The sequence below is a fragment of the Natronorubrum sp. A-ect3 genome (genome assembly GCF_041821125.1).
Taxonomy (GTDB): domain Archaea; phylum Halobacteriota; class Halobacteria; order Halobacteriales; family Natrialbaceae; genus Natronorubrum; species Natronorubrum bangense.
The window spans coordinates 40,788-57,249 of sequence record NZ_JBGUBB010000010.1; the positions used below are offsets into that span (position 1 = coordinate 40,788).

Below are 16,462 nucleotides of genomic sequence, written 5' to 3' on the forward strand. Positions count from 1 at the left end.
CTGGCGAGGATACGATCTCTGGCACGAAGCCACAGTAGGTACCGCGGAGCGGGCCTATCGCCGCTCACTCAGATCATCGACGGCGTCTGTGGCGATCCACCGCGTCGAGGGACGCTGAAAGCTACAGAGGACGTATACGCCGCCCGTCATCATGTAGAGTTCGTCGCCGGGGAGCCGTTCGGGATCGGGCACCCGCTCGCTCTCGCGAGTTTCATCGCTGGTATTCGAGCCGCTCATTGATCTTTCACTCGTTGTAGAGACGAACGCCAGCGACCAGCATGAGAGAGACACTTGATGTACAATGGTGTCGATGCTCGCACCTCGGTGAACGCTCCGGACCGCGAGTGAACCGCTTCCGGAACAGCGTCAGCCCACTCCACACCCGGAACTGATCCGGCGACGGAGCGATCGGTTCAGTACTCTCCTCGCGACGGCTGCAACCGGGTGGACGACCGGACTCGAAGCCATAACAGTATCTGCCATGGTTCGACTAAAGCTGCGCCGAGTCGTCCGTCCACGACGGGAAATGACGACGCACGGACGACATCGGCGCTGTATCGACTGCGGGCTTCGGTTCGACGACGGACAGGCGTATCACGGCTATTACTGTGAGAACTGTTGGCTCAGGCAAGACGGACTGCGGTGAGAACGCACAGAGAAACGGTACCGACGGAAGAGACCGATTGCGTCAACGGGTCGGGAACGCGACGAGTGCGACGATCGTCGCCGACGGCGAAACCCGAAGGCGCTCGGTCAAGCGCCGGTTTCCGACGAATCGATCGCCTCGATCGAGTCGGTATCGAAACTCGTGTCTGTGACGGCAGGAGCACCATCAGTTTGGCCTACTCGAAAACGTATACCTATCACCGAACAGTCAGTCCCAAAGTGAGATTTTTCCTAGACGAGTGGAGTGCCGATAGTCGTCATCCAACTATCAGAGTGAAAGCGTCAATGTCGCGGTTTCGAGCGGCCAGGGAAACAACTCGTGGCCGTCAGTCGGCTGAAAATCGCGGGATACAGAACGCCTACTTGCGAAACATATGTCTGTATATTGAGTATACCTAAGCGCGCTTTCACCGTGGGGTGCGCTACAATGGGTAGACTTCAGCTGGATGGACCACTGCAGATCTCGGCATGGCAGCTCGCTGCCGTGGTCGTCGCGATAATCGCTTTGACCGGACTCACGGTGGCGGCGGTCACCCTCTCGTATGAGGACGAGATCAGGGCCAGCTACGGATCGGTCGAACAGCAGCCGTCCGATCTCACGATAACTGATGTTTCACACAATGGACCCGGAAGCTCCGTCGATCAGGTCCACGTCGATATTAAGAACACGAACGAGAAGCCGGTCGCAGCGAACGTGGGAACGGCGCTCATGGACGGCGACGACGCGGTCGTCGCGGACGCGGAAGAGACGGAACTCATGTGGCAACCCGGCGAGGAAGCTACAGTTCCGCTCGACGTGCCGGCGACGCCGGGCAGTGAGGTCGTCATGACGGACGTCGGCGTGACGGAGATCCCGATGGACAAGAGCGAATCCGACAAGATGACACCTGTGAGCGACCTCGCGAAGCAAGAGGAAACCGCCCCGGTGGCGATCGGCCAGACACCGGACGAGATTGCGGTAACTGACGTGACCCACGACGGCTCCGGCGAGTTCGTCGACGAGGTGCAGGTCGACGTCGAGAACACCGCCGAGGAACCCGTCCCGATCGACGTGGCGACGACGCTCGCAAACGGCAAGGACGTCGTCACCGAAGCGGAGGAGACCGGACTCGTCGTGCCACCCGGTGAATCCGGCACTGTGCCGGTTGGCGTCGAACCGATGCCGGAAGACGAGTTCGACCAGACGGAAGTCGACGTGTCACAACCACCAACCGGAGCCGTCGACGTCGACGAAGCGGAGATCGTGACGGAGCAACCGAACGGTGACACGCTCCCCGGAATGACGGTTCAGCAGACGCCGACCGACGTCAAGGTAACTGATACGAGACACGACGGTTCCGACGGATTCGTCGACGAGGCGCAGGTCGAAGTCATGAACACCGCCGAGGAACCCGTCCCGGTTGGCGTGCAAGCAACGCTCGTCGACGACAAAGCGACTGTCGCGAAAGCCCAAGAGGCGGAGGTCCTACCGCCCGAAGAAACCGTTCTCGTTCCGGTCGACGTCGAGCAAACGCCGGAAGACGAGTTCACCGAGACGGAGATCGTCGTCACGGACGTTCCGGACGACGAGGACGGCGATACCGAGACGACGCCGTAAACCCGCGCGGAATCGCACAGTAACAGCGGTCCCCGGAAAGGAGTCGACACGCGCTTCGCCAACACGGTACAACAGGGTCCACATTGCTGTTTTTCGCCGGATCAGGTTCCTAGTTTAAATTCTCACGAGACGTATCTCATCTCGAGATGAGCACCGTCGTACCGATGTTTATGATGCCGGGCGGGCCCGAACTGTTGATCATCTTCTTCATCGCCATCCTCCTGTTCGGATCGGCGAAGCTCCCCGGCCTCGCACGCGCCGCTGGCGAGTCGATGGGTGAGTTCCAGAAGGGCCGTGAACGGATCGAACACGAACTGGTCGAGATGAGAGCGGACGCGACGTCAGCGGTCGCTCCCGACCCCGAATCCGAGGCTGAAGCCGAGACCGAACTGATCGTCGACTGACGCCGTTTTTGCGGGCTGATAATGCTATGACAGCAGTCCAATGAGTCACTGTGCGAATCGACGCTGGCGATCGGACGGAGCTCACGAGTTGGACGACGACTGTGTGGCAAGCACCGTGTTTCTGGCGACGTTGGCGACCGCTCGCCGAAGGCGTTCGGTCATCGCCTGACTCGAGATGCCGAGTTCGTCGGCCAGATCGGCCGTCGAGCACTGCCGAGGGATATCGTAGTAGCCGTGCTCGACCGCGAGCGCGAGCGCCTCGTGCTGGGCGTCGGTCAGGCCAAACTGCGGATCGTCGTCGAGTTCGGTTCTGTGGTAGATCTGCTCGACCTGGAGAGGCACCGCGTCGCGCTCACAACGGTGCCTGAATCGCGACAGGTCCTCGTGCTCGGAGAATCGAACGATGAGTTCCCAGTGTTCGTCCCGACAGATCGCACGGAGGATCTGTCCACCGGACGCGTCGATAGCGTGAAAGACGGTATCCGAGTCAGGCGTCAGCTTGAGCGCGACGAGCGTCGCGTCTTCGATCCGCTCGATGATCTCGGCGCGCTGGACGGACTCGTGTTCCTGGAGAGAGTCGACGATCGGCTCCGGCTCCGAAGCGTGGATCCAAAAGAAGGGAAATCGTTGGCCGCCGCTTGGGACCAGAGACTCGAGTTCGACGGCGGCACCCTCCTTAACGTGCAGCGCTAACCCGAATTCTGAGTACGCAACCGGAATACGGAATCGAAGAATAACAACCATTCCTCATCACCACGTTCGCGTGCCACAGTTATAATATCATTTTCACGATGGTTGAACCATCATCGGATCGTGAACGGATCGCTGTCGGTGATCATCAGGAGATTGACGTCGCGGGCCGAACCGCGACCGTCACGTCTTCGCCCACCGCAAACGACCGGTTGGGGCAGATCAGCTTCGCCCCGAAGTCGGCGTCTCGAGCGCAAAACAGCGACAGTCCGGTGATCGCCTCGCCGTTTGCCGTGACCACGACGTCGTCCCACGTGATCGTGCGGCCGTCGGCAACGCCGAGTCGGTCGCCGTTGAGCGAGACGATGCCGTCCTGACTGGCTCCGTGGACGCCGCCGCCGTCGTAGTGGGGCAGCCCACCGTCGAGAACGCCACCACCATCCGCCCGAACACCGGCGAACGTCTCGCCCGGCGCAGGATGGGGTGGGGCGTCGAGGACGGCGTACGTTTCGCCGGTCGCGACGACCGTTCCAGTTCCATCCCACGCAAGCGGGCGAACGTCGACACCAACCTCGAGCGGGAGCGACCCCGACGCGCGGTGAAGGTTCTGGTCGGGCCTGCGAAAGCCGACGTGGAGGTGGTTGTCGACCCAGGGGGCGAAAAAACCAGCCCGAACGAGTGTGCCAAGCGACGCACCCTGTTCGACGTGCTGGCCGGCCTCGACAGTGGGGTCGACGTGAAGGATTCGGGCAATCAGCCCCTCGAGTTCGGTCGGGCCCTCACACTCGAGCAGGATAAGATAATCCTGCTCGGGCGCGTAGGGTTTCGATGGCGCGCGAACGGCTCTGGTCTCGCGGACGGTCCCCGAGACGGGGCTGGGCGCAGCCGTCGTCCGGCCGTCCCGGAGCGTGCCGGGATAGAGGTCGATCGCACACCCCTCATCGTGGGCGGGGTATGGCGAGTTGTAGAGCGAGAAGCGCTTGTACTGCGCCAGCAGCGTGTCAGGGAGCATGACAGCCATTCGTTGTCAGCTTCGTCTGGGCAGCGGGAGCGTTTAGGTCCACCGGGTGCAAAGAGAGGCCGATGCGAGTGATTCGCGGCCGAAAGGCGACGATCGAGGCCGACCGCGACGTGAGTCGCGGACTGCTCTCGACGGCCGCCGAGGAACCAGCAGTGCGTGTCTGGACGCCCCACCAGCAGGTCGCCTTTGGGCGGCGGGATTGCAGACTCGAGGGCTACGAGTCGGCCCGCGAACTGGCCCATGAACATGGCTTTCCACCCATCGAACGCGACGTCGGCGGGCGAGCGGTCGCCTACGACGGCGAGACGACGATCGCCTTTGCCCGCGCTGAACCGGCTGCGGATTTCCGCCGTGGGACGACCGCACGGTACGAGCGGACTACGGACGCTGTCGAGGCGGCGCTTCGATCGCTCGAGGGCGACATCGAACTCGTCCGCGGTGAGCCGACAGATTCGTTCTGTCCCGGAACGCATTCAGTGTCACAGCTGACTGCGAGTGGCCGACAACAGAAGGTCGCTGGTATCGCCCAGCGAGTGAGACAGGACGCCGCGATCGTCGCCGGTATCGTCCTCGTCGATAACCGCGAGCTGCTCGCGGCCGTCCTCGGAGACGTGTATGACCGCCTCGGCGTCGCGTTCGATCCCGACTCCGTTGGCACCATTGCAGCCGGCGGCGGTCCCGCCGATCCCGCCGTCGTTCGCACGGCACTCGAGGACGCCCTCGTCGGTGACGACACACAAGCCCTGACGGTCGAGTCTCTCAGCGACGGGTGAACAGGAGGTAACGTTTTTCCGCTCGGTGTCCTCGAACTCACGTATGCACGCTCGAGTGCGATCGACCGCGGAGGGAGCGCGATGACCGACGAACGGCCCGACACAGCAGGGCCACGCTGGACGGAACTCCTCGAGGACGCGGCGAACATCGCCGAGGAGTATCGGGAGAACGACTGGGATGCGATCGTCCTCGAACCAGTGGACGTCTCGCCGGTCGAACACGGAGCACGAACCGGATTTGACGTTCAGGTCTCGAGCGAGGAGTACGACCTTCTCGAGAACCTCATCGAGGACGGTGGCGTTACCATCACCGCTGCCGACGTCTACTACCGGCCACCGGAACGCGACGACCACGATCGGATCGCCCTCGTCGTCGAGCGCGACGAAACGAGCGAAATCGCGATCTTCGTCCCGCTGACCTACAATCTCGACGACTCTCGATCCGTCTTCGAGGACGCCCTCGCAGCAGAAGAACTGCTCGTTCACGTCACAACGACCACGCCTGACGCCGAAACCGAGCGCTGGGTCAGTTTCTCACACGAAGATCCATCGCTGTTCCTCGAGGAAGCGGACGTTCGAGGCTGGGGCGAGCAGTAGCGCGCCGTCGGCCGCCCGTGACTCGCCGACGAGAAGTTACTCGCGGAGCCAGTCCAGCAGGTCGCTGAGAGTAATAGACTGTTCTGCTGGCCGATCGCACGATCTGGACTCGAACGTCCCGTTGAGTGCCATCGAGTGATCGTCGTAGTAGGCATAGAGATTCTTCGGGGCCTGGTATCGGCCACCGTAGTGTCCGACGGGGCCGGTCGTGTCGATGATGTTGTCCTCGAGGTCGGTCGTAAACCGGACGTCCGTGCGGTCGTAGATGGGCTCGCCATCGAGCCAGTATCGGACGATACCGTCGTCGTTGGCCTCGCCGTCTGTCATCGTGTTCGCGCAGACGTAGTACTCGAACTCGTACCACACACCCGGTTCGATCTCGGGTGTGGCGAGCGCATACGGTTCGCCGTCGATGATGTAATCGTGGTCGCCGACGCCATCATCGTCGCTCATGTGGTAGGTGTTCGAGAGGAGATGAAACGGTCCTTCGGGGTCGGTCTCTCGACTGGTCACGTACAGCCGGTTGCTCCAGCCGTTGGTCCCGTCGGGGACGCCACCACCGGCGCTCCCCTCACCCAGCGCGATCGCACAGTTCCAGAGCCGGCAGTTCGACGGCTGTCGCCCCTCCATCGACCAGTTGGAATTGAGCGCAAAGGAGACGCGTCCGTTGAGTTCTACCAGTCCGTCCTCGAACTGATAGTGCGTACTCGCTCCCCAATGCTCGCCCTCACGAATCCGCAGCTGGAGGGCCGTCGCTCCGGAGTTGGTCGGACTCGAGACGAACGAAAGGCTGTCGGGATCGCCGTTCGAGAGCCAGTAAACCTCGTCCCAGCTGTCGTAGTCGTCGTACTCGAGGTGGATCACCTCGTCCGGTCGGTCACACGCCGCGCTTGCACTGTCGACTGCCGTGCCCGTGATGCCGAGCAGACTGCTAGCACCCACAAGTCCGCCCAGACGAAGCGTTCGTCGTCTGGTTACGCCGGCAGCGGTCGTCGGTTCGCTCGCATCAGTTCGCTCGCAATCGCCTGATCCGTACTCATCACGGGAGGTAGTGGTCGTATTCATCCGAACTGGAGTAGCCACGCACCAGTAATAGTATCCAATTCACTACCTGAAAATAACCACTCCATCACCGGCCGCTACGAACAGTTGTCGATACTGGGATAGTATTGACCACGTGACTGTCGTCTCAGCCAATAACTGCGGACGTGGGTCGCCGTACTGAACCCGAGTTGGCCACCCGAAACGGCTGTCTACCGCAGCAGGCGGACCGTTTGATTGTGTGCAACGATACCGCCGGTCCCGTAATCTGGCTACTCCTCGTCTTGCGCTCGCAGTTCCTCGCTTGCCTCACGGACCTCCCGCATCACGCTCGAGATCCGTTCTTCGGCCTCGAGTTCCTCCTCAACCGAGAGGTCGACGCCTTCGACCTCGAGGAGGAACTTGGCGACTTCGGTCGATTCGTACATCACGTCGTCGAGTTCTTCGGCGGTAAAGAAATTACACATCGCGCCGTAGAGGAAGGTTGCACCCGCCTTGCGGACTTTCTCCTCGAAAGACGACCGAGCCTGGTTGACCGCCTGTGGCGTGTAGGTGTCGGTCATGAAGGGGACGAGTTCGGGCAGGTTCTCGCCGATTTTGGTCATCTCGACGCCGGTTTCGGTCCGGAAATCAGAACAGAGGCGGGCGATTGCCCACTCGCGGGCGGTGACGTAGGTCCGGTCGCGAAGGAACTCGTTGACCCGGTCGTACTGTGCCCCGTCCATCTTTGTGAACCGAGCGTACTTCTGGACGTCCTCGGGCGGCTCGTCCGCGTCCGGTTCGGGGTCCGGAACGCCCGGCATCGTGTCGTCTGTCTCGTCAGTTTCTGCAGTATCAGTACTCGTCTCCGTCTCGGCGTCGGCTGTGGCGTCCGAGTCGGCATCGAATCGGGCAGCGTCCAGTCCGTCCTCGTCCATGGGCACGTGTTGGACCGTCGAACGTAAGGCTATGAAGGTTTTCGACTGGCTACCCGACTGTCGACCGTCGGTCTCGAGTCCCACTCAGTCGACGGTTCAATTGTAAACGGTTTGTCTGTGTTTGTGAGTTCTGCCGGATTTAAGTTTGTCAGGATCATTCGTTAGTCTATGTCACAGACGCCAGTCGTAGTCGAAGCAGTCCGGACTCCACAGGGAAAAGAAGACGGTGTGTACGCCGACGTCCGTAGCGAAGACCTCTCGGTGCCGCTGATCGACGAAATCCTCGCGGAGAGCGGCCTCTCAGGCGAGGAGATCGACGACCTGATGTGGGGCTGTGCTCAGCAACGCAGCGAACAGGGCAACAACATGGCTCGCGTCATCGCCTTGCTCTCAGAGCTTGGCGAGAGCGTGCCGGCGACGACGATCAACCGCTGGTGTGCCTCCTCGATGCAGTCCGTGATCTCCGCTGCCGACGCCATCGCGGCCGGCAACCGCGACGCCGTCATCGCCGGCGGTGTCGAGAACATGAGCCGCGTGTCGATGGGCGAGAACATGGGCAGTGTCCACCCACGGATGGCCGAACTCTACAACATCGGCGAACTCCAGATGGGGATGACCGCCGAGAAAGTCGCCGAGGAGTACGGCGTCAGCCGCGAGCAGCAAGACGAGTACGCCGCCCGGAGCCAGCAACGCGCCACCGAAGCCACCGAACAGGGCCGGTTCGACGACGAGATCGTGCCGATCGAAACGGAAGACGGCACCGTCACCGAAGACGAGGGCATCCGCCCAGGCACGACCGCCGACAAGCTCGGCGAGTTGCCGACCGTCTTCAAATCCGACGGCACCGTCACGCCGGGCAACGCCTCTCAGATCTCCGATGGCGCGTCGGCACTGCTGATTACGAGCGAAGCCTTCGCCGAAGAACACGACCTCGAGATCCTCGCTGAGGTCGGCATGAACAACGTCGCCGGCGTCGACCCGACCGTGATGGGTGTCGGCCCGGTTCCCGCGACCGAAGGCCTCCTCGAGCGAAACGGCCGTGAGATCGATGACTACGACCTGGTCGAACTCAACGAGGCCTTTGCCAGCCAGGCAGTCTACTCGCGCGATCAACTCGGGATCGACCCCGAAATCTTCAACGTCAACGGCGGCGCAATCGCGCTTGGCCACCCACTTGGCGCGTCGGGAGCCCGCCTGCCAGTGACGCTGATCCACGAACTCCAGAAACGCGGCGGCGGTCGCGGCCTGGCGACGCTGTGTGTCGGCTTCGGGCAGGGTGCGGCGATCGAGTTCGACGTCAACTGAGACGGGCCGCTGTCCGTCAGTTCCGGCACGACCGTGCCCCGTCCTGCGGTCGCGCCGGGAGACAGGTACAACGTTCCGTATGACTCGAGTCGTCGTTCCGAGTGACCTCGTGCAACCGGGTATTTAGATAGCTTCGGGCCGACTGTACCAGTATGAGCACGATCCTGCTGGTGGTCCTCATCGGCATCCCCCTCGCGTGGCATCTCGGGCTGACGGCGGTGACGTACTACGACGCCGGCAGAGTCGGCCTCGAGCCACGGAAAAAGTGGACAGCAATCACCTTCTGTATCCCGATCTTTGGCTTTTTCATCTACCTCTTCGAGCGCAGCGAGCTCTCCTACGATCCGGAGACCGACCCCTATCGGGGAAACAACTTCAACATCCACCCATCGCGGGCCGACGACGTCCCGCTGCCATCTCGAGGCGATGACCGACCTGGAGTCAACGACGACGACTGGAACGATCAGGACGACGAAAACGAGCGATAACTGTCCGCGGAACGGCTACAGCCCGTGTCGCTGCCGACAGTCATCACAGATCAGCCCCGCGAACCACTTCCGTTCGGTCCAGCCATGGCAGAGTCGATACCACTCGAACTCGAGATCGAGCGAGCGACGTTGTTCGGAATCGCACTGGCGCTGTCGTTCAGCGGTCGATGCAGTCTGTTGTGTGATCGAACCCGGATCGACCCAGACTGGCGAACATCCCACCTCTTCCTCTCGCTCCCCTGACCCAGTAGCCATCTCAACCTGTCACTGTGGCTGCATCAGTATACGTATGAGAGACATACCAAATTTGAACAGTCACGTAATCAGTTATTTCCCCGGGCTGAATCCGGGTGCGTCAGGGACCGGTCGAGATCGAACAGCCGAGTCTCAGTCGTCTGCCAGCGTCTCGGTCGCACCCGTTGCCTCGAGTCGCTCTGCGGGAACGGTGCCGTCGTCGTCCCAGCCACGTTCCTCGTAGTACGCCGTCAGCCCCTCCTCGAAGCCGGGGATCTCGTAGGGGAGTCGGTCGTCGTCGCGGTCGAACCCACGCTGGTTGTTGAAGTGGCGCTCGAGCGAGACGACAGTGCCGCCGATCTCGAGGAGGTCCTCGTAGTCGGCATCGAGCAGCGTCTCGAGGCGGTCGGGAGTGACGAAGTCTCGCGAGAACTTACAGAGAACGCCGCTGTCTTTGATGACATTGACGTTCTCGAGTTCGATGATCTTCGGCGGCTTGTTCTCGAGGCCCTGCTTGTCGAAGGCGTCGTCCGCGTCGACGAGCGGATACTCGTAGGGGTAGAACTCGGCGTACATGTGGTCGGCCCCGCGGTTCGAGGTGGCAAAGGCAAGTCCTTGGCCGTTGAGCGTTCGGCCGTCGTGGGCGGGGAACTCCATGCCCTTGACGGTCCAGTTGTCGACGCCGAGTTCGTCGTGAACGCGGTCGATCCCTTCTGCGAGCGTGTCACCGACATCCTCGCGGTAGGCGATTTTCTCGACGAGGTCGTGGATCAACTCGACGTTGCCGAACTCGTCTTCGCTGGCGAGATAGGCCGCGACGACGTCGCCGGCCGAAATCGTGTCGATCCCGTACACGTCACAGAGTTTGTTCGATTTCATGACGTCGACGATGTCGTCGACACCCGAGTTCGAGCCAAAGGCCATCACTGTCTCGTACTCCGGCCCTTCGGTCTCGAGACCGGTTTCCTCGTCTCTGGTTGGCAGTTTGCAGGCAAACGCACACGCCGAACAGGTCCCTTTCTTGTACTTTTTCTCCTCGACGCGGTCGCCGCTGATACCTTCAGCGCCCTCAAAAGAGAGATCAGAGAAGTACCGTGTCGGCAGCGCTTCGACCTCGTTTGCGTACTCAGTCATCGAGGAGGTGCCCTGTCGTTTCATGATGTGGTCGGACTGGGCGGCCTCGCCGTGGATCTCCATCTGCAGCGGCGGGATCTCGACCTCGTGAGTCGAGTCGCCGTCGAAGGTGATCGCCTTGACGTTTTTCGACCCGAGGACGGCACCGAGTCCGCCACGGCCAAAGGCGCGCTCCTCGGAGGTCATGATCGAGGCAAAGCGAACCTGATTCTCGCCACCCGGGCCGATGACGACGGTGTGTTCGGCCTCGAGGCCGTGTTCATCCTCGATATACTCACAGGTCTCGGGGACAGTCGCTTCCTCGAGGTCGGGGACGGCTTCGAACTCGACGCCCTCGTCGGTGACGTGGACGATAACGAGTTCGTCGCTCGCGCCGGTGATCTCGACAGCGCTGTAGCCCGTTCCGGTGAAGTTCCGCGAGAGGAAGCCGCCGGCGTTCGAGGAGAGCAAGCCATCGGTCAGCGGCGAGACGCTCGTCGCCGACATCCGGCCGGTAAAGCTCATCGTCGAATGCTGGAGCGGCCCCGTCGCGAAAACGAGGCGGTTTTCGGCACCCAGTGGGTCGGCGTCGAACGGCACCCGGTCGTACACGAGTTTCGTACCGAGCGCACGCCCGCCGAGGAACGACTCGAGAACGTCATCGATCGACTCAGTTTCGGCAGTTCGGTCGCCGACATCGACCGTACACAGTGGTCCCTGGACGTGTTTCATATGCGATGTAGTGGCACTCGTAACTGCAAAATGGTACCGATTCCTGTCGTCTGTATGTCGGCTCAATAGCAATGGCTTCGTAAGTGAACTGCTCGCCGTAGCCGACAGTATATACGGCCACAGTGTGAGAACGGCGTATGTCACGGTCGACGGAGCCTCCCGACGAGGCGACGATAGACGATCTGTACGACCAACTCGAGACACTGGCAGAGACGGTCGACGATCCCCAGGAGCGAACGGAAGTCCGCCGAACGATGCGGCTGGCCGATCGCCTCACACACAACGGGGTGGTCAATCGGGTGATCACCGAGTTTACGGGCAAAGACAAAGCGGAGGCGTTCGTCGGCAGCGTCATCATCGGCATGCCCTTGCTCGTCGAGGATGGCGTCCTCGAGATCGGCGAGTTCCTCGCGACGACCCCGGCGTTTTTCGTCGTGAATATCGCACTCGCGGTCGCGTTGGTCGTCGGTATCCTCTACGTCGCCGACTTTCGAGAGGTTCAGATCCACGATCCCTACTTCGGCGTGGTGCCGCGTCGACCAGTGTGGGTGCTTGGAATCGCGTTTGCGACCGCGACGGCAATGATGACGCTGTGGGGACGCGTCGTGTGGGACGAGCCCTGGGTCAACCTGTGTCAGGTGTCGGTGATCTTTACTGCGATGGCGATCGGTGGCTCGCTGGGCGATATCCTCCCAGGCGAAGACTGAGTTGCCGGCAACACAGGACCGGTATCAGACGTCAGTGACCCGAATCGCAACGCCGTCTGGATTGAGCGCTGATCAGACGGTTGCGCCTTTGGAATCCGCGTAGATCCGGTCGACACGGTCTTCGAACTCGTCCAAGATGACGCGGCGCTTCTTTTTCATCGTCGGCGTCAGCATCTCGTTTTCCTCGGTGAACTCCTGTGGAACGAGTTCGAACTGCTTGATGGTCTCGTGTTTCTCGAAGTTCTCGTTGACCCGATCGACTTCCTGCTGAATGTACTCGCGGACACGGTCGTCATCACACATCGCCTGTGGGTCGTCGGGGAGGTCGATCCCCTCTTGTGCAGCCCACTCGTGGAGGTGATCCGGGTTTGGCACCAACAGTGCGCCGATGAACTTCTCGCCGTCGCCGACGACCATACACTGCTCGATGATCTCGCTGGCCGCGAAGGCGTCCTCGATTGGAGCTGGGGCGACGTTTTTGCCCGTCGAAAGCACCATGATCTGCTTTACGCGCTCGCGGAACTCGAGGAAGCCGTCGGGTCGCTGGTGGATGATGTCGCCAGTTCGGAACCAGCCGTCGTCGGTGAACGCGCCCGTCGTCGCGCCGGGTTTGTTCCAGTAGCCCTGCGTGACGTTTGGCCCCTTCACGAGGAGTTCGCCGACGTCGCCAGGATCGTCCGTAAACGCCGCTTGATCGGCAGCGCTTTCGTCGATTTTCACGTCGACGCCGGGCAAGGGGTAGCCGATGGTCCCGATCTTGACTGCCTCGGGTGGGTTCGTTGAGATGACCGGCGAGGTTTCGGTCAGCCCGTACCCCTCGTAGATCGGCAGCCCCATCGCGTGATAGAGCTGACAAAGGTCGGCCGAGAGGCTGCCACCGCCGCTGATCAGCAGTTCGATCTCCCCACCGAGAGCCTCTCGAACCGTCGAGAAGACCAGTTTGTCGGCAATCGATTGTTTTGCAGAGAGAATCGGGCCTGGCGAGTCGGCTTGCTGGTACTCGACGCCGACGTCGGTCGCCCACTCGAAGATGCGCTTTTTGACCCCCGATTCGCTGGCTTGCTCGCGGATCGCATCGTAGATCTTCTCGTACACGCGCGGTACGCTCGTCGCCATCGTCGGCTGAACAGTGCCAAAGTCTTCCTGTAGCGTATCCGGACTCTCCGCGTAGGCGACACAGGAGCCACTAGCAAACAACACGAAGTGGCCCGCCGTCCGCTCGAACACGTGGGCGAGCGGCAGGTACGATACTGCAAGCGACTCTTCGTCGAGCGACGGGATTCCCTCCGTTTTGTCCGGCCGGGGCGCGAACCGCTTTCGGACCGCATTGACGTTCGACCGGAAGTTCCAGTGGGTTAGCTGGACGCCTTTCGGCTGGCCCGTCGTCCCACTCGTGTAGATCAGACTCGCCAGGTCGTCGAGGCCGGGTGCGTCAACCCGCTCCTGATACGCCTCGAGGTCGAACACCGCCTCGCCACGGTCGTAGACATCATCCAGCGTGTAGATATCGTCGCGGTCGTCGTACCCCGAAAGCTCGTCTATCGAGACGATGAACTCGAGGTCGAGGTCGTCTTCGACCTCGAGAACGGTCTCCAGAAGCGACTCGTTTTCGACGACAACAGCGGTTGCGTCGGGGTCATCGAGCAGGTAGGCGACCTGACTGGGCGAGGAGCTGTCGTACACCGTCGTGACGACGGCCCCAGCACCGAGGAGGGCGAAATCACACTGTGCCCACTCCATTCGGGTGTTGGCGAAGATGCCGACGCGGTCACCCAGTTCGATACCGAGATCGTGAAAGCCCGCCGAGAGGTTGCGGACAACATCACGCATCTCGAGGTAGGAAATCGTCCGAAACTCACCGGGCGTCGCAGCCGGCAGGACCGACGGCGTTAGCGATCGGTCGTAGACCCCACCCTTGTACTTCTGGGCTGGTCGGTTCGCATTCCGGTCAGCCGTCTCTTCGAACATCCGACCGAGGGTTGTCTCACCGATGACTTCGTCGTCGTACGCTCGTTCGGCATCCTGCCAGTCCATATACGTGTGACAGTACCTCCCGTACGATAAATCATGTTGAAACTGGAGGCCGTAGAAGCCGTGTTTATTTACGGCAACCAATCAGTACACCAGGCCTCCCAATCTGCGTTTCGAGACTGTGTGCCGAGTCAGTCACGCTGGTCGAGATAGCCAAGCACGCCTCGCGTGTTCAGGATCGCTTCGGCGCGTGCCTTGCGCTCGCCCCAAACGTCGGCCTTGTCGGTCGTGTTGACGAAATGCTCTATGACAGCCTCGTCGTCCTCGAGTGCTGCTCGTTTCGACTCGACGGCTGCAACCCACTCGCTGAGGACGGTTGCGTACGCATCGAGTGCGGCGTCGGCGTCGTCACCGACCGCTCGAGGTCCGAAATGCGTATAGAGGAGGACGTCAGGGTCGATCGATTGCAGCATCTCGACGTCCTCGAGACACTCCTCGAGGTCGAAATCGGACGGCGGCGACGTCTCGGTGATGGTTTGGGTCTCGGGAATCCATATTCCCGCGGCGTCGCCGACGAAGACGGCGTCGTTTGCGAGGTCCTCGAAGATCACTTGGTGGAACGCATGTCCCGGAGCAGCGTGGACACGGAGTTCGTGATCGCCGAGGTCGATGTGGTCGCCGCCTTCGACCTCGACGACCCGATCCTCGGGAATCGGCTCCGGTTCGGCGTAAAACTCCCACTGGTCGCCGACGGCGTTTTTCGTGCCCTCGACCAGTCGCGTCGGATCGGTGAGCAACCCTGCGCCGGCAGCCGGGACGTAGACGTCGGCGTTCGGACACGCCTCGGCGAGCAGTCCGGCCCCGCCGGCGTGATCGAGATGGATGTGCGTCACGACGATCGCCGCGAGCTCGTCGCGGTCGATTCCGAGTTCGTCGAGTGCCTCGAGGATCAGCTCGTAGTTGGTTCCAAGACCGGTTTCGATGACCGCGGGCCGGTCGTCATCGAGAATATAGACCGAACCGTACCCCTCAGTGTCGTACATATTCACGTCGAGATAGTAACAGTCCGTACAGTCGCCGGCGGTGACTTCCTGCACCGTTCCGATATCCGTACTCATATCGGTAGGCCCGTCGGCAGATGAGATAAAAGCTACGTCACCGCACCGCATACCGAGCCAGTTTACGGCGTTCGGCGGTCAACAGTCGTCCGGACACTCCTTCCACTCGCCGATTCCCGAGGGATCGAGATGAACGTGGGCGTCCCCAACGTCTTCTACATCACGCAGCCAGTCGACGAGCGTCGACTCGACGTCGTGGGCCTGCCGGAACGGCATGTCGCCGTCGACTTCGACGTGGACTTCAACCTCGAGGACGGGGCCGTCGTAGAAGACCGTGAGGTCGTGGACGCCTCGAACTTCCGGATGGTCGCGCAGCGTCTCGACGATCGCGGTCCGCGTCTCCGGGTCGGGGGCCGCACCGATGAGATAATCGACGTTTTCGCGGCCGATTTCGACACCCTGGTAGATGACCAGCAGGCTGACGAGTGCGCCGGCAACCGGATCGAGCAGCGGGAAGCCAAGGAGGACACCAAGGACGCCGACGACGGCGGCGAAGGAGGTATAGATATCGTTCAGACAGTCCGTCGCCAGCGCTTTGAGCGCCGTCGAGTTCAGGTCCTCATTGATCCAACTCGTATAGCGGTAGACGAGGTACATGTCGACGATCGCGAAAGCGAGCGCTCCGAACAGCAGCGGGCTGAAGATGACCTCGACGCCGTAGAGCAGCCCCTGTGCGGATTCATACAGCAGATTCAAGCCGAGTAATGCGATGACGCTCCCGACGAACAGGGCCGTCAGTGGTTCGATCCGATCGTGGCCATGGGGGTGGGTGTCGTCAGGCTCGTCGTACGAACTCTGCCCCCAGATCAGCACAACGATGCTCGCGACGAGGTCGGCGATCGAGTGGGCTGCGTCGGCAAGGAGCGCGACACTCCCGAACGCCAGCCCGACAGCCCCTTCGACGATAATCTTTACTGCGTTGCCGAGAACGTTCGCCCACGATGCGCGTGCGAACCCGCGTCGTTCGTTCTCGGCATCAGCCATATAATTGTTTAGAGAGAGTCTAAACTTGGGTCTTTTCCTTCCGATCTCGAGGCGTGGGTCGCGCTGCCGTATCGCAATTTTCATCACGCCGCTGTGAGAACCAC

General features: G+C 61.6%; 17 protein-coding genes. 7 read left to right on the forward strand and 10 right to left on the reverse strand.

Features of this window, described 5'->3' with window-relative positions; translation table 11 throughout:
* Window positions 1-54: 54 nt before the first annotated feature.
* The gene (locus ACERJA_RS18495) at window positions 55-237 is read right to left on the reverse strand and encodes a hypothetical protein (protein ID WP_373609691.1); all 183 of its coding nucleotides are present in this window, start codon (window positions 235-237) and stop codon (window positions 55-57) included.
* 856 nt (window positions 238-1,093) lie between these two features.
* On the opposite strand from ACERJA_RS18495, the gene ACERJA_RS18500 reads away from it, so the two are divergent.
* Together ACERJA_RS18500 and ACERJA_RS18505 are read left to right on the forward strand one after the other, a co-directional pair.
* Window positions 1,094-2,263: a hypothetical protein gene (locus tag ACERJA_RS18500; protein ID WP_373609692.1), complete on the forward strand. Its 1,170-nt coding sequence runs from the start codon at window positions 1,094-1,096 to the stop codon at window positions 2,261-2,263.
* A gap of 146 nt (window positions 2,264-2,409) precedes the next feature.
* Window positions 2,410-2,667, forward strand: coding sequence for a twin-arginine translocase TatA/TatE family subunit (locus ACERJA_RS18505; RefSeq protein WP_373609693.1), 258 nt, complete (start codon window positions 2,410-2,412; stop codon window positions 2,665-2,667).
* Window positions 2,668-2,748: 81 nt separating this feature from the next.
* Here ACERJA_RS18505 and ACERJA_RS18510 read toward each other — a convergent pair whose 3' ends face one another.
* Together ACERJA_RS18510 and ACERJA_RS18515 are read right to left on the reverse strand one after the other, a co-directional pair.
* On the reverse strand, window positions 2,749-3,411 hold the full coding sequence (locus ACERJA_RS18510; protein WP_373609694.1) for a helix-turn-helix domain-containing protein: 663 nt from the start codon (window positions 3,409-3,411) through the stop codon (window positions 2,749-2,751).
* Window positions 3,412-3,505: 94 nt separating this feature from the next.
* The gene (locus tag ACERJA_RS18515) at window positions 3,506-4,378 is read right to left on the reverse strand and encodes a hypothetical protein (protein ID WP_373609695.1); all 873 of its coding nucleotides are present in this window, start codon (window positions 4,376-4,378) and stop codon (window positions 3,506-3,508) included.
* Between the two features lie 62 nt (window positions 4,379-4,440).
* Here ACERJA_RS18515 and ACERJA_RS18520 point away from each other — a divergent pair, with 62 nt between their 5' ends.
* Window positions 4,441-5,151 (forward strand): biotin/lipoate A/B protein ligase family protein, encoded by a 711-nt coding sequence (locus ACERJA_RS18520; RefSeq protein ID WP_373609696.1) that lies wholly within the window; start codon window positions 4,441-4,443, stop codon window positions 5,149-5,151.
* Between the two features lie 81 nt (window positions 5,152-5,232).
* Complete coding sequence (locus ACERJA_RS18525) at window positions 5,233-5,748, forward strand: hypothetical protein (protein ID WP_373609697.1); 516 nt, start codon at window positions 5,233-5,235, stop codon at window positions 5,746-5,748.
* A 36-nt stretch (window positions 5,749-5,784) separates the two neighbouring features.
* Here ACERJA_RS18525 and ACERJA_RS18530 read toward each other — a convergent pair whose 3' ends face one another.
* Together ACERJA_RS18530 and ACERJA_RS18535 are read right to left on the reverse strand one after the other, a co-directional pair.
* Window positions 5,785-6,813: a hypothetical protein gene (locus ACERJA_RS18530; RefSeq protein WP_373609698.1), complete on the reverse strand. Its 1,029-nt coding sequence runs from the start codon at window positions 6,811-6,813 to the stop codon at window positions 5,785-5,787.
* Window positions 6,814-7,061: 248 nt separating this feature from the next.
* On the reverse strand, window positions 7,062-7,706 hold the full coding sequence (locus ACERJA_RS18535; protein ID WP_373609741.1) for a DUF5806 family protein: 645 nt from the start codon (window positions 7,704-7,706) through the stop codon (window positions 7,062-7,064).
* Between the two features lie 168 nt (window positions 7,707-7,874).
* On the opposite strand from ACERJA_RS18535, the gene ACERJA_RS18540 reads away from it, so the two are divergent.
* Window positions 7,875-9,011: an acetyl-CoA C-acyltransferase gene (locus tag ACERJA_RS18540; protein WP_373609699.1), complete on the forward strand. Its 1,137-nt coding sequence runs from the start codon at window positions 7,875-7,877 to the stop codon at window positions 9,009-9,011.
* A 152-nt stretch (window positions 9,012-9,163) separates the two neighbouring features.
* On the forward strand, window positions 9,164-9,499 hold the full coding sequence (locus tag ACERJA_RS18545) for a hypothetical protein (protein WP_006065132.1): 336 nt from the start codon (window positions 9,164-9,166) through the stop codon (window positions 9,497-9,499).
* Between the two features lie 15 nt (window positions 9,500-9,514).
* Here ACERJA_RS18545 and ACERJA_RS18550 read toward each other — a convergent pair whose 3' ends face one another.
* Complete coding sequence (locus tag ACERJA_RS18550) at window positions 9,515-9,754, reverse strand: hypothetical protein (RefSeq protein WP_373609700.1); 240 nt, start codon at window positions 9,752-9,754, stop codon at window positions 9,515-9,517.
* A gap of 132 nt (window positions 9,755-9,886) precedes the next feature.
* Window positions 9,887-11,578, reverse strand: a complete 1,692-nt coding sequence (locus ACERJA_RS18555; RefSeq protein ID WP_373609701.1) for an aldehyde ferredoxin oxidoreductase family protein — start codon at window positions 11,576-11,578, stop codon at window positions 9,887-9,889.
* A gap of 137 nt (window positions 11,579-11,715) precedes the next feature.
* On the opposite strand from ACERJA_RS18555, the gene ACERJA_RS18560 reads away from it, so the two are divergent.
* Window positions 11,716-12,285: a DUF2391 family protein gene (locus tag ACERJA_RS18560; RefSeq protein WP_373609702.1), complete on the forward strand. Its 570-nt coding sequence runs from the start codon at window positions 11,716-11,718 to the stop codon at window positions 12,283-12,285.
* A 72-nt stretch (window positions 12,286-12,357) separates the two neighbouring features.
* On the opposite strand, the gene ACERJA_RS18565 is transcribed toward ACERJA_RS18560, so the two are convergent.
* The 3 genes from ACERJA_RS18565 to ACERJA_RS18575 form a co-directional block, all read right to left on the reverse strand.
* On the reverse strand, window positions 12,358-14,319 hold the full coding sequence (locus ACERJA_RS18565) for a long-chain fatty acid--CoA ligase (RefSeq protein WP_373609703.1): 1,962 nt from the start codon (window positions 14,317-14,319) through the stop codon (window positions 12,358-12,360).
* Between the two features lie 128 nt (window positions 14,320-14,447).
* Complete coding sequence (locus tag ACERJA_RS18570) at window positions 14,448-15,374, reverse strand: MBL fold metallo-hydrolase (RefSeq protein WP_373609704.1); 927 nt, start codon at window positions 15,372-15,374, stop codon at window positions 14,448-14,450.
* Window positions 15,375-15,452: 78 nt separating this feature from the next.
* On the reverse strand, window positions 15,453-16,358 hold the full coding sequence (locus ACERJA_RS18575) for a cation diffusion facilitator family transporter (RefSeq protein ID WP_373609705.1): 906 nt from the start codon (window positions 16,356-16,358) through the stop codon (window positions 15,453-15,455).
* Window positions 16,359-16,462 lie beyond the last annotated feature (104 nt).

What these genes read in the sequence shown, in the direction of transcription:
- ACERJA_RS18495 (WP_373609691.1), bottom strand. Translation starts at nt 237, where the DNA reads ATGAGCGGCTCGAATACCAGCGATGAAACTCGCGAGAGCGAGCGGGTG.
- ACERJA_RS18500 (WP_373609692.1), top strand. Translation starts at nt 1,094, where the DNA reads ATGGGTAGACTTCAGCTGGATGGACCACTGCAGATCTCGGCATGGCAG.
- ACERJA_RS18505 (WP_373609693.1), top strand. Translation starts at nt 2,410, where the DNA reads ATGAGCACCGTCGTACCGATGTTTATGATGCCGGGCGGGCCCGAACTG.
- ACERJA_RS18510 (WP_373609694.1), bottom strand. Translation starts at nt 3,411, where the DNA reads ATGGTTGTTATTCTTCGATTCCGTATTCCGGTTGCGTACTCAGAATTC.
- ACERJA_RS18515 (WP_373609695.1), bottom strand. Translation starts at nt 4,378, where the DNA reads ATGGCTGTCATGCTCCCTGACACGCTGCTGGCGCAGTACAAGCGCTTC.
- ACERJA_RS18520 (WP_373609696.1), top strand. Translation starts at nt 4,441, where the DNA reads ATGCGAGTGATTCGCGGCCGAAAGGCGACGATCGAGGCCGACCGCGAC.
- ACERJA_RS18525 (WP_373609697.1), top strand. Translation starts at nt 5,233, where the DNA reads ATGACCGACGAACGGCCCGACACAGCAGGGCCACGCTGGACGGAACTC.
- ACERJA_RS18530 (WP_373609698.1), bottom strand. Translation starts at nt 6,813, where the DNA reads ATGAATACGACCACTACCTCCCGTGATGAGTACGGATCAGGCGATTGC.
- ACERJA_RS18535 (WP_373609741.1), bottom strand. Translation starts at nt 7,706, where the DNA reads ATGGACGAGGACGGACTGGACGCTGCCCGATTCGATGCCGACTCGGAC.
- ACERJA_RS18540 (WP_373609699.1), top strand. Translation starts at nt 7,875, where the DNA reads ATGTCACAGACGCCAGTCGTAGTCGAAGCAGTCCGGACTCCACAGGGA.
- ACERJA_RS18545 (WP_006065132.1), top strand. Translation starts at nt 9,164, where the DNA reads ATGAGCACGATCCTGCTGGTGGTCCTCATCGGCATCCCCCTCGCGTGG.
- ACERJA_RS18550 (WP_373609700.1), bottom strand. Translation starts at nt 9,754, where the DNA reads ATGGCTACTGGGTCAGGGGAGCGAGAGGAAGAGGTGGGATGTTCGCCA.
- ACERJA_RS18555 (WP_373609701.1), bottom strand. Translation starts at nt 11,578, where the DNA reads ATGAAACACGTCCAGGGACCACTGTGTACGGTCGATGTCGGCGACCGA.
- ACERJA_RS18560 (WP_373609702.1), top strand. Translation starts at nt 11,716, where the DNA reads ATGTCACGGTCGACGGAGCCTCCCGACGAGGCGACGATAGACGATCTG.
- ACERJA_RS18565 (WP_373609703.1), bottom strand. Translation starts at nt 14,319, where the DNA reads ATGGACTGGCAGGATGCCGAACGAGCGTACGACGACGAAGTCATCGGT.
- ACERJA_RS18570 (WP_373609704.1), bottom strand. Translation starts at nt 15,374, where the DNA reads ATGAGTACGGATATCGGAACGGTGCAGGAAGTCACCGCCGGCGACTGT.
- ACERJA_RS18575 (WP_373609705.1), bottom strand. Translation starts at nt 16,358, where the DNA reads ATGGCTGATGCCGAGAACGAACGACGCGGGTTCGCACGCGCATCGTGG.